A 9,759-nucleotide genomic window follows, 5' to 3' on the forward strand; every position below is an offset into this window, starting at 1 on the left:
AAGGAGAACTCGATGACTGTCGAAACCATGACTTCTCACGCGGCACTGCTGTCGGCGCTGGGCATCGAGCCCTTCAACAACGGCGCATTCTGTGGCGAGTGGCTCGGCACCTCAGGGCCCGAGGTGATCTCCGTCGACCCGACCACGGGTGACGAGATCGCGCGGGTCAGAACGGCCACCGCCGAGGACTACGAGCGAGTCGTCTCGACCTCCGTCGAGGCTTTTCACGAGTGGCGTGCCTGGCCAGCGCCCAGGCGCGGCGAAATTGTCCGGCTCGTCGCCGACGAGCTGCGCAAGCACAAGGATGAGCTAGGACGATTGGTGACGCTGGAGATGGGCAAGATCCTCTCCGAGGGCCTGGGCGAAGTTCAGGAGATGATCGACATGGCCGATTTCTCGGTCGGGCTGTCGCGACAGCTCTACGGTCTCTCCATGCACTCGGAACGCGCCGAGCATCGAATGTACGAACAGTGGCATCCGCTCGGCCCGGTCGGCATCATCACCGCCTTCAACTTCCCGGTCGCGGTGTGGTCCTGGAACGCATTCATCGCGGCCGTGTGCGGCGATTCCAGCATCTGGAAGCCATCCGCAAAAACCCCTCTGACCGCGGTTGCGGTGACTCACATCGCCGGCCGGGTGCTGGCGGAGAACGGCGCGCCGCCGGTATTCAACCTCTTGATCGGAGATCGCCATCAAGTCGGCGAGCCGATGACCAAGGACCCACGCATCCCTTTGATCTCGGCAACCGGCTCGACCGGCATGGGCCGGGCAATCGGCCAAACGGTGGCCCAGCGTCTCGGCCGCAGCCTGCTCGAGCTCGGCGGCAACAACGCCATCGTCGTGATGGACGACGCCGACCTCGACCTGGCCCTGCGCGCCGTTCTCTTCGGCGCCGTCGGAACCGCCGGGCAGCGCTGTACCTCGACCCGCCGCTTGTTCCTGCAGAAGAACATCGCCGCCGAGATGAAGCAGCAGCTGACGGCGGCGTATTCATCGGTCTCGATCGGTGACCCGATGGATCCCGCGATCCTCATGGGTCCGCTGGTGGACCAGCGCGCGGTCGACGACATGATGGCCGCCTTGCAGACGGTCCGCGACCAGGGCGGCCGGATCGTCTGCGGGGGCAACGCGGTCGAGGGCCGCGAAGGTTTCTTCGTCGAACCGACGCTGGTAGAGGCGAGCACCGACATGCCGATCACCTGCGACGAGACCTTCGCGCCGATTCTCTATCTGTTCGAGTTCGACGAGCTCGACGAGGCCATAGACAGGCACAACGCGGTGCCGCAGGGACTCTCCTCCGCCATCTTCACGCTCAACATGCGCTCCGCCGAGCGTTTCCTCTCAGCGGCCGGCTCCGATTGCGGCATAGCCAACGTCAATATCGGCACCTCGGGCGCCGAGATCGGCGGCGCCTTCGGCGGCGAGAAAGACACCGGCGGCGGCCGGGAAGCCGGCTCCGACTCCTGGAAGGCCTACATGCGCCGCCAGACCTGTACGCTGAACTATGGCGAAGAGCTGCCGCTGGCGCAGGGCGTCCAGTTCAAGGTCTAGGGATAACGGGCGACGGCCCCCGGCTTCGCTCAGGGCAGGCGGCGGGTGACCTCCGTCTCGACCGTCTTACCTCGACCTCCGCAGTCGCCAGCGGAGCTCCGGTTCGCGCGGAGAACCAGGCCACGCCCTCGGCTACGAGGTCGACGGTCAGGAGATAGCGCCCCGGCTCGGCCGGCCACTCGATCTCGAGCTCGGCCGAGAGCGAATCTCCCGGCCGAATCGAGCCGGTCAGGGGGGCGCGGGGACCGTCAAACGCTATCGGCCTGCCATCGGTCAAACGGCTGAGCCGGTAGCCCAGAACCACCGGTACCACGCCGTCGCTGGTCCAGGTCGTCGCGCTCGCGTTCCTGGCCTCCAGGCTGACCTTCGAAACCGATCCCGCAGCGGCTTCGCTCGGCAGTGCAACCGAGACGACCTCAGAAGCGAACATGTCCTCCGGAATCTCGCCATCGGCCAGGTAGTGGAGCTCCGCGCTCGCCGGCGACCCATCCGGCGTAGCGATCGACAGCCGAAAGCTCTGCACGACGAAATCCGATTCGAGCTCCCAGAAAAACCAGAACTGATGCTTGCGCCACGATCGCGACGGCTCGATCTCGATCACCGTGGCTCCGGTCTTCGGCTGTCGAATGGGGAAGGCCAGCTCTTTCCCCCAGTCCTCGAAACGCAGTTCCAGGTCGCGAGCCCGCGAGCGAACCAGGAACCTCATCACGCCCCCGGAGCGGCGCCGCGCGACTTCGAGCTCCGCGGGCTTCGCGCCGGTTTCGAGCACGAAGCTATTCGAGCGCACCCGAGCGAAGGGATCGACGAAACGCACGAAGTCCCACGACAGCCGGTAGTCCTCGTCTCCCGGAGCCACGCCCGGGCGCCGCCAGTACCGCTCGAGATGACCCTCGAGATTGTCCGAGGTCGACTCGTAAGGAAACCAGCGAAAGACGCCGGCATAGGCATGCCCCTGACTCGACTGCACCGCCTCGGGAACCTGCAAGGCCGAGAGCAGGGCGGAACCTGCGACCAGAAGCGAAACCAGCCATGGCGCCAGCAGCCACCGCCGGCGCGGGAGAGCGGCCAGCGCCGGTAACAGAGCCCCGTAGACAGGAAGAAAGTACCGGTTCCCGATACAGGAACCGCCACCGAAGTAGTTGTGGGGCAGAAAGACCAGGTAGGCACCCACGACCGCGACGATGCCCAGGCCCAAACAGACCGTGACACGGTCAAAGCGACGCCCGCACAGAACGAGTAGAACAAGGGCCGTCGGGAAGTACAGCAGCAGTCCTGTGTGCCGCCCCGAAAAAAAATAGAGGGCCGAATAGGCGCTGACCTGGGGCCGGACGGCTCGCAGCCTCACCGTCGCGAGTGCCGCCCCGAAGCCGCCGCCGGCCAGGGCCTCGCTGTCCTCGTCGGCCTCCACACTGAAGCTCGTCCGCTCCGAAAGATACGGCGACACCGCGCCGCCGAGGGCCCAGTTCAAGCCGAGACCCAGGGCCAACACCAGGGCCGCGGCGACGAGAATCTGGCCCGCCTGCTTGTACAGCTTGAATGAAGCCGCGGCCGCAACCGCGGCGACAGCGAGCGGAGCGTTCGTGATCCTCATCGCCACCGCCAGTCCAAGGAGACCGCCACCCAGGATGAGCCAGCCGGTATCCGAGCCCTTCGATCGCCCATGCGTGCGGAGTCGAGCCACACACAGCGAAAGCCCCGCCAACACGACCGCGAACTGAAGCAAGTCGCTAGTCAGCCAAACCGTGTATGGGATGACGGCACCGGCACAGAGAAACGTAGTCAGGGTCAGCAACCAGCGCTCGGGATCAATAGCCCGCAACAGCCCGCCGGCCGCGAACGCAGCCGCAGCGAACGCCAGCAGGTTCAGGAATACGACCCCGGACTTGCCGGCCACTCGATAGAAGGGCGCAGCCAGCACGGGCTGCACGACCGGCTTCGAGTACGTCAGCCGCCCTTGGGTAGTCTGCAGAATCACCGCGGATCCGGCTGAGCCGCGTCCCTCTTCCTCGAGACGAGCTTCATCGGCATCGCCAAACTCGAGATCACCGTCGAGAGCCAGACTCTCGGCCATGTGCAGATAGGTCGGCTCATCGCCGGACAGCCTGCTGAACGAGTCTCGGACCGACGCTAGGCCCAGCAGGCCCGCGAGCGTGATTAGCGCCAATACCAGAGCGATGGCTCGATCGCGCACCGCGCGCTCAGGTAACCGCATCGGGGGATCTTATGCCGATCACCTTCAAAGCTCCGCGCTCGATGGAAAGCTCGAGCGGCTCTCGATGAACTCGATCGACAAGCTCGCCGTCACAAGCGAGCCACATTTCCCGGTCAAACGAGATTCGCGCCCACGGCGTGCGGCGAATCTCGACCGCCGGGTGACCGACGTGAGCTCCCTTGAAGACTCGAGGGAACACCTGGAGCAGAAGCCTGAGCTTGGACATCGAGCGGACAATCACCAGGTCGAACTGGCCGTCGTCCATCTCCGCATCCGGCGCGATATACATCCCGCCGCCGAAACGGGGCGCGTTGCAGGCAGTCGCGAACATGATCTCGTCGTGGTACTCGCCACCCTGCCACTCGACGCGGGCTCTCGGCGGCCGGTAACCGACCACGGTTCGCAAGACCGCGACGACATAGGTGAGCTTGTGCGGCCACCACCGCGGCTGGCCGTCGGCGGTCACCGAGCAGGCGCTGTCGAAACCGGCGCCGCCGTAGAGAACGAACCTGAGCTCACCGACCCGCCCCAGGTCGATCGGCCGCGGCTCGCCGTGAAGCGCGAGATCGAGGGCCTCGACGAACCGGTACGGCACTCCGAGGGAGCAGGCGAGATCGTCGCCCCGGCCGCAGGGGATGACGGCGAGAGCGCAGTTGGTTCCGGCAAGTCCTTGCACCGCCAGGTGCATCGAGCCGTCGCCACCGGCCACGATCAGCCTCTCGACGCCGTCGGTCGCGGCGCGACGCGCTTGGGCGGTCAAGTCCGGGCCGCTGCAAGTCACGTGTAGATCAGCCCCCAGCTCGGCGGCCTTGCGCCGCAGCGCGCCCAGATGTCTCTTCGCCCGGCCTCCGCCGGAGGTCGGATTCACCAAGAACCGGAGCACGGGGCCAATTGTAGCGGTCGACCTCCGTGCCGACCGAGCCTGCGCCTCGGCGCCGATTGGCAGGTCAGCCAGCCAGGGGACGCCTCGGGCTTCTCGGCCTGCTGGCGTCAGGCCCTCGGCTGCGCGCCGCTACGCGCAAACCAATGGTGCCCTCCGAGTCGATCGCGCGTGCGCTTGCGGCGAGCCCCCTGGCCGGCTGCCTGCCGAATCGGCTTGCCCTCAGCGCGTACCGATACAAAGAGCCGGTTCCGGCCTGGCCGGCGCGGAGCCGTTTGAGGCGGTGCGAGGATCCGGCGTGGCAAGTGGAGGGGGAGGCGAGGAGCAGCGATTTGCCCGCACCGCAGCGGCAGACTCGGCAGCACGGCTCCTGCTCGCGGAAGGTAGCGAGGAGACGCGCAAATCGCCCGAGACGACTTCTCCGAGAGCCCGCCGGATCGCATGAGCCGAAAGGCTCGAGCGACGGCGAGGTCGGAACCGGCGCCCGGTCATCCCTACCCGATGACCGGCAGCGGCGACGACACCAGATCGCGCTTGGCCGCCGTCAGCGACGAGCGGTACTTGGCGGCCAGGGGCGCGGTGTCCTCGCGCGTCACCAGGCGCTCGTAGAGATTGGTCCGCTGCTTGGGCTCATGGCCCGCGGAGCGGATCAGGTGCTCCATCTCGTCCTGGGTCATCTTGTAGGCGGTGCCCGCCGCCGAGACCACGTTCTCCTCGATCATGATCGAGCCCATGTCGTCGGCTCCGAACTTGAGCGCCAGCTGGCCGATCTTCTTGCCCTGAGTCACCCAACTGGTCTGCAGGTGTCGAACGTTGTCGAAGAAGAGCCGCGACACGGCGAGTGTCGTCAGGTACTCGTGAGCGAACGTCTCCGGCACATCCTCCATCTCGGTGTGATCGTGCTGGAAGGTCCAGGAAATGAACGCCGTGAAGCCACCGGTTTCGTCCTGCAGGTCGCGAACGCGCTGCATGTGCTCGACTCGCGCTTCGAGTTCCTCACCCATGCCGTACATCATCGTCGCCGAAGTCCTGAGATCGTTCCTGTGCGCCTGGCGCATGATGTCCAGCCACTCGTCGGCCGAGGTCTTGCCGTAGGCCAGAACCTCTTTGCGCACGCTATCGACGAGGATCTCCGCCCCACCACCCGGGATCGACTGCAGGCCGGCGGCCTTCAAGCGCGCGATCACGTCGTAGAAGCTCATCCGCTCGAGCTTGGCGATGAACTTCACCTCGGGAGGCGAGAAGGCGTGCAGGTGAACCTCAGGATAGCGGCTCTTCAGGTACTTGAGGAGGTCCTCGTAGTAGCTGAGCGGCAGGTCCGGATGGACCCCGCCCTGCATCAGGATGCCGGTGCCGTTGAGAGCCAACGTCTCTTCGACCTTCTTGCCGATCTCCTCGAAATTCAACAGGTAGCCTTCCTCGTCTCCGGGCTCCCGGTAAAAGGCGCAGAAGCGGCACTTGTAGATGCAAACGTTGGTGTAGTTGATGTTGCGGTCGATGTTGTAAGTCGCCACGCCGGGATCGTTAAAGCGATTGCGAACCTCTTCGGCTGCCAGACCGAGCTCGATCAAATCGCCGTCCAAAAGCAGCCGGTGGGCGTCGGCGGCCGAGATTCGGCGGCCGGCGACGGCGTCGTCGAGAATCGCGTCGGCCCGTCGGCCGGAGGGATCGAAGTCCATGGTCGTCCTACCCTACTCTTTCTCTGTTCTTGCCAAGCGCTCGAGACGCCGGATGTCCGGCCGGTCCTTCTCGGGCCGGCCGGTCGCGCGTTTCATTGCGAGCAACTGATCGACTCCGGCGAAATGAGTTGGAGTGCCCGCGAGCTCTCCCGCGATCTTCCCTTCCCACACCTCGCGCCACTCGACGCCCGGCACGCGCGAGTGAATCTCGACCCGCAGAAGACCGCCGAACGACAAGATATCTCCCGAGATGAAGTCCTCCACGGAGAACTTCGGTTCGAACCCTCCCCAGCTCGCAACGGCCGCTCGCGCTCGCGCAGCATTCTCCAGCGTTGGGGCGATCAGAACGTCGATGTCACGGGTGGTTCGATAGGGCACGTGGGACAGGACCGCCATCCCGCCGATGACTACATAGTCCGCGCCTTCTTTGTTGAGCGCAGCCAGGAAATCGGCAAAGTCCTTTGTCATCGGCCAGTCCTCGCGTCAGCCACAGGCTGTACGTTACGTCCAGTAGTGCGGTCGCCGCCGCCATCCGCTCCGCCGGAGAGGCGGCCCTTGCATCAGCCACCTCGTCGGCGATGATCTGCTCATCCGAGCTCGAAAGGGAATAGCGCCTCTGGCGGGTACGACTCATCACATCGAATTTTAGCAGGCTCATTCGTTACTTGACGGCTGGCATCAAGACTCGGCAAGTCCGCCATAGTCCAGAACACCGACCTGTGAGGTCATCTTCCAGCCCGTATCCGTCTTGACGTAGATCTTGCACGTCCGGCCGCACCAGTGGAAGTCCTCGCCGGTTCGGCGGTTGCGCCAGAGGGTGTCGATGTCGACGACCGCGAAGGCTCCGTCGCCCTCCTTGGAGACCTCGATCTTCTCGGTCCGCCGCTCGTTTCGGACCAGATCGTGCGAGTCGAAGAGCTCCTGCCAGCCGGAACCCCAACGATCGACGTCGTATCGGCCCCATTCCATGACCCATTCGATCGGGTCGTGCGCCTGAGCCGACGGCGGCCACGGCCAGACCATGTCGTGATGGAAGCAGGTGAGCAGAAGTTGAACGTCCCGCGTATCCCAGGCTCGAGTCTCGCGATCGACGATCTCCCGAATCTCATCACTGGGTCGGCTCATCCCACCACCCTTTCGACGTCGGAGGTTCGGCCCTCGAGAAACCTGAGCGGCTTCGGAGGACCTTCTCCGAGGTACGGAGTGGCTCGCCGATAGAACTCCTCGAGGCCGCGAACCTCGGACTCGCCCAGCTCGAAGCTCAGGTTCCGCTCCAGATAGTCGAGCAGATAGTCCTCCGAGAGCCCAAGCTCCCGCCCGGCCTCGTGAGCGAGAATGCCCAAGTTCTGTCGGCCGTGGCTGGCGCTGGCCGAAAAATCGGTCTCCAGGCCGGGGTGCCCGACACCGGAGCGGATCGCCCAAAAGGCGAATACAAACGGCAATCCCGTGAGCTCCTCCCATGCGGTCGCGAGATCCAGCACCCTGCCCTTCTCCATCGAGATGCGCAAGGCTGGATCGCCGATGATCAACGCCGCGTCGTTGGCGCCGAGCATGGTTTCGAGGTCGGGTCGGGTCGAGGCCGATTCGGGCTCGGCCCCGTACAGCTCCCTGAGCACAATCCGCACCAGGGTCGCCGAAGTGCGGCTATTCTCGTCGAGCGCCAGCCGCCGGACATCGCCGAAGGGCACGTTCGACACAAGCAACACGCTCCGAACCGCGCTGTCCGAGGCTACGCAGGTGCCGGGGATCACCGCCAGGTCCGGAATCCGCTGATACTCGATCGACGGAATCAGCCCGATGTCGATCTCGCCCGCCGCCAGCAGGTCGGCCACTCGGGCCGGTGGCTGGTAGACGGCCCGGTAGCGATCCGAAAGCGCTCCCGACAGAAAGTCCCAGGCCAGTGGGCGAGAGTTCAGGTAGTCGACGATACCGACTCGGAGTCTGGTCATCTCAAAGTCGATTGTATCCAGTTGCCCGCCCTAACCCTCGCCTCTCTGCGCTCGCGGAGGCACCCACCGTCGCGACTCAATCGGCGCGCCAACCTCAGAGCCGGTCGACACCCTTCGCTTCGCTCGAGGGCAAGCGGAGTTCGACCGCTACAGGGAGGCAAGCTTCGAAAACCAGTCGGGAGGGGACACCTTGGAAAGGTGTCGCCAATGTCCCCGCTATCCCCGGTTTACTTCCCCGACATCGCGTCGAGGAAGTCCTTGTTGACTTTGGTCTTGGCGAGCTTGTCGCGGAGCAGCTCCATGGCCTCGACGGTCGAGAGTGGATTGAGAACCTTGCGCAGAACCCAGACGCGTCGGAGCTCGTCCTCGTCCATGAGTAGCTCTTCTTTGCGGGTACCCGACTTGTTGATATCGACCGCCGGGAAGACGCGCTTGTCGATGAGTTTCCTGTCGAGGTGAATCTCCGAGTTGCCGGTGCCTTTGAACTCCTCGAAGATGACGTCGTCCATCCGGCTGCCCGTGTCGACCAGGGCGGTCGCAATGATGGTCAGCGATCCGCCCTCTTCGATGTTCCGCGCCGCGCCGAAGAACCGCTTGGGCCGGTGCAGAGCGTTAGCGTCGATACCGCCCGAGAGCACCTTGCCCGAAGGCGGCTGCACCGAGTTGTAGGCGCGTGCCAGGCGGGTAATCGAGTCAAGCAGAATCACCACGTCCTTCTGGTGCTCGACCAGCCGCTTGGCTTTTTCGATCACCATCTCGGATACCTGCACGTGCCGCGTCGCCGGCTCATCGAAGGTGGACGAGACCACCTCGCCCTGAACGGAGCGCTCCATGTCGGTGACCTCTTCCGGTCGCTCGTCGATCAACAGGACGATCAGGATCGACTCCGGGTGGTTCTTGGCAATACCGTGAGCGATCGACTGCAGCAGCATCGTTTTGCCGGTCCTGGGGGCCGCGACGATCAGGGCTCGCTGCCCCTTGCCCATCGGCGTTACCAGGTCCAGAACTCGGGACGACATGTCGCCGGCCAGCTCGAGACCGATCCTCTCCAGCGGGTAGAGCGGCGTCAGATTGTCGAAGAAGATCTTGTTGCGCGAGATATCCGGGTGCTCGAAGTTGACCGCCTCGACCTTGATCAGGGCAAAGTAGCGCTCGCCTTCCTTGGGCTGGCGTACCTGACCGGAAACCGTGTCGCCCGTGCGTAGATCGAACCTGCGAATCTGGCTCGGGCTCACATAGATATCGTCGGGCCCGGGAAGATAGTTGTACTCGGGCGCGCGCAAGAATCCGAATCCGTCGGGCAGGCACTCGAGCACGCCCTCGGCGAAGATCAGGCCGCTCTTCTCGGTGTGAGCCTGCAGAATCTTGGAGATCAGCGCCTGTTTGCGAAGCGAGGTCGCGCCGTCGACGTTGAGCGCGACAGCGATCTGGGTGAGCTCGGCGCTCTTCATCTCTTTCAGCGTACGGATGGCGAGCGCGTCCTTGGCC

General features: G+C 64.8%; 8 protein-coding genes. 1 reads left to right on the forward strand and 7 read right to left on the reverse strand.

All coding sequences use genetic code 11. The annotated features are described in order from the left end of the window. The first annotated feature begins 27 nt into the window (after positions 1 to 27). Entirely contained in the window at positions 28 to 1,551 is a 1,524-nt protein-coding gene (locus tag GY769_16630) for an aldehyde dehydrogenase family protein (GenBank protein MCP4203546.1), read from the forward strand. On the opposite strand, the gene GY769_16635 is transcribed toward GY769_16630, so the two are convergent. The 7 genes from GY769_16635 to GY769_16665 all read right to left on the reverse strand — a co-directional run bounded on the left by GY769_16635 (position 1,541) and on the right by GY769_16665 (position 9,740). Next, the gene (locus tag GY769_16635) at positions 1,541 to 3,763 is read right to left on the reverse strand and encodes a hypothetical protein (GenBank protein MCP4203547.1); all 2,223 of its coding nucleotides are present in this window, start codon (positions 3,761 to 3,763) and stop codon (positions 1,541 to 1,543) included. The two genes, GY769_16630 and GY769_16635, sit on opposite strands and share 11 nt — an antisense overlap. Then, positions 3,750 to 4,646 (reverse strand): diacylglycerol kinase family lipid kinase, encoded by an 897-nt coding sequence (locus GY769_16640; protein ID MCP4203548.1) that lies wholly within the window; start codon positions 4,644 to 4,646, stop codon positions 3,750 to 3,752. Before GY769_16640 ends, GY769_16635 begins: the two co-directional genes overlap by 14 nt. A 491-nt stretch (positions 4,647 to 5,137) precedes the next feature. Then, positions 5,138 to 6,322 (reverse strand): dehypoxanthine futalosine cyclase, encoded by a 1,185-nt coding sequence (mqnC, locus tag GY769_16645; protein ID MCP4203549.1) that lies wholly within the window; start codon positions 6,320 to 6,322, stop codon positions 5,138 to 5,140. A 12-nt stretch (positions 6,323 to 6,334) separates the two neighbouring features. Next, on the reverse strand, positions 6,335 to 6,790 hold the full coding sequence (locus GY769_16650) for a hypothetical protein (protein ID MCP4203550.1): 456 nt from the start codon (positions 6,788 to 6,790) through the stop codon (positions 6,335 to 6,337). A 210-nt stretch (positions 6,791 to 7,000) separates the two neighbouring features. After that, complete coding sequence (locus GY769_16655; protein ID MCP4203551.1) at positions 7,001 to 7,447, reverse strand: nuclear transport factor 2 family protein; 447 nt, start codon at positions 7,445 to 7,447, stop codon at positions 7,001 to 7,003. Continuing rightward, positions 7,444 to 8,271, reverse strand: coding sequence for a menaquinone biosynthesis protein (locus GY769_16660; protein MCP4203552.1), 828 nt, complete (start codon positions 8,269 to 8,271; stop codon positions 7,444 to 7,446). Before GY769_16660 ends, GY769_16655 begins: the two co-directional genes overlap by 4 nt. A gap of 227 nt (positions 8,272 to 8,498) precedes the next feature. After that, positions 8,499 to 9,740 carry a transcription termination factor Rho gene (locus tag GY769_16665; protein MCP4203553.1) on the reverse strand — a complete coding sequence of 414 codons (1,242 nt, stop codon included), beginning with the start codon at positions 9,738 to 9,740 and terminating at the stop codon, positions 8,499 to 8,501. Positions 9,741 to 9,759: the final 19 nt, after the last annotated feature.

The organism is bacterium (assembly GCA_024224155.1).
Classification (GTDB): domain Bacteria; phylum Acidobacteriota; class Thermoanaerobaculia; order Multivoradales; family JAHEKO01; genus CALZIK01.